This window comes from Hymenobacter sp. AT01-02, from assembly GCF_000961955.2.
GTDB lineage: Bacteria > Bacteroidota > Bacteroidia > Cytophagales > Hymenobacteraceae > Hymenobacter > Hymenobacter mucosus.
In genome coordinates this window covers 1-1,926 of record NZ_JZIR02000252.1, presented here as the reverse complement: position 1 = coordinate 1,926, position 1,926 = coordinate 1, and the positions used below count along the sequence as shown (strand labels likewise).

Below are 1,926 nucleotides of genomic sequence, written 5' to 3'. Positions count from 1 at the left end.
GCGGCGTAAATAACTTCGCCACCCGCCGCCGTAATGCGGGCCGCCAGCGCGGCTAGGGGGGGTAGCCGTCGGGCGCCCAAAACTAATCGCGCGCCGCGCTTGGCTAGCAGCAGCGCAGTGGCTTCGCCGATACCGCTGCTGGCACCGGTGAGGAGAATGACTTTGCCGGTGATACCGTTTTCCATCGTGCTTGTTGCTGTAGGTGAAAAAGAACGACGCAAAGGTCCGACGCTACCTGGTTTCGCGTAGTATGCCAATCAAGCCAAGCGCTATGAAAGTGACGCCAGCTGCTGGCGGTAGCCAGCAGGTGTAAAGCTCGTGTGCTTTCGAAAGAAGGCGTGAAAGTTGGAGGGATGTCCAAACCCTAAGCTGTGGGCGATGTCAGCGATGCTCCAGGTACTATACCGCAGCAGGGCCTGGGCTTCCTCGGCCAGCCGGCCAGCAATGTGGGCCGTGGTACTGTGGCCCGTAGTGGCTTTCAGCACCTTGTTCAAATGGTTGGGGTGCACGCCCAGCTGCCGGGCAAACTCCTGGGCCGTTTTAAGAGCCAGCGGCTGGTCGGGCGATAACAACGGAAACTGGCGCGCCAGCAAGTCCAGAAACTGGGCCTGCAGCTGGGCTGCCGCGGCGGTCGGGACCGGTGCGGCGGGCAGTAGTTTCAACGACTCGTGCAGGAGCAGGTGCACGTAGGTGCGTAGCAGCTCGTACTTGTGCGGGTAGGAGGAAGGTAACTCGCTCAACAGCTGCTCAAATACGTGCCGAATACGCGCAAGCGCTGCCGGCGGCGGAAACAGCACCGGCACCCGGCCTACCTGAAACAGTGGCGACTGCGTTAGGCTGGCCGTGCGCAGGTGCGGCGGGCTAAATTCCTCCGTAAACAGGCACGCAAAGCCCGTCTCGCGCCCCGCAGTGCGCTCCCAGGCGTAGGGCAGCAGCGGGTTGACAAAAATCAGCGCGCAGCCCTGCACGGTCACGCGCTGGTCGGCGTAGGAAAGGATGCCCTGCGCGCCGCACAGGAGCTTGATCTTATAAAAATCGCGCCGTACGTGGGGGTAGGAATCCGCTGCTGCGACATCCTCAATGCGGTAGGCCGTCACGTGACTGGTGGCAGGCATCCCATACCCGTAGCGTTGGTAGTACTCGGCAATCGCTGCTGAAGTTGGCATGGGTGAAGGTATGCCATTCAAGCAGAATGAGCAGCAAAAGGGGGAGGCCTGCGCCGCCACTTGTACTGACGCGCGGAACCTCCCGGCACTCGTCGCGAAACAACTTCCCGCGCTAGGGTATACGCAGCTTCGCGTGGGGCTTCCGGCTCATGTATCGTTTGTATGCCCCGCGGGCTTACTGGTTAGTAATCTCGCATAAGCTAAAAACAGCCGGTTCTGTCTAACGCCCTGCTGGAGCAAACCTGGCCGGGCCTCCGGTCCCATGGTGACAGAAAATCACGGGGGTAGTACTCCCGGTGGGCTTCCCGTCTAAGAGGACTCGTTGTCAGGAGCAAAAAGCCGTCTTGTATCATTCTTATAAGCTCAGCCTTGTCCTCGTCCGGCGACAGTTCACACCTCTATCCGGAAGGTGATCTATAGGCGATATTATCGGTCCTGAGGGAGAACTTTTTGTTCATGAAACGAGCAATCGGTTAAATGGTGTGAAGCGCTGGTTTTCAACACTGTACTCGAGCACGTTCCTCTATCGGCACCCCCAACTTGTGAACACTAGCTAGTCTGGCTTTGGGGCGATCTGGCTCAGCCTCCTGGGGCTGACCAGCGCCTGGGACAACCGAACGATCTACTACGCCGCCCACGAAGACCTGGTCGGGGGAGTTGCCCTAGCATAGCTGGGCAACCGAGGTTAAAAACAGGAAAAGCGAAGGAAAATTGGCCGTCTGAGGCTGAGCACTACCCGACGGTCAGCAGTAGCTTGTTG

The 1,926-nt window shown here is 59.3% G+C and carries 2 protein-coding genes; both read right to left on the bottom strand.

Going from position 1 to position 1,926, the window contains the following annotated elements; genetic code table 11:
- Positions 1 to 185 (bottom strand): SDR family NAD(P)-dependent oxidoreductase (locus tag VI25_RS22950; RefSeq protein ID WP_152981806.1); only part of this gene is annotated, 185 nt, incomplete at its 3' end.
- Positions 186 to 269: 84 nt separating this feature from the next.
- A complete protein-coding gene (locus VI25_RS22945) occupies positions 270 to 1,166 on the bottom strand; it encodes a helix-turn-helix domain-containing protein (protein ID WP_055562979.1) in 897 nt (298 codons plus the stop codon).
- Between the last annotated feature and the right edge of the window lie 760 nt (positions 1,167 to 1,926).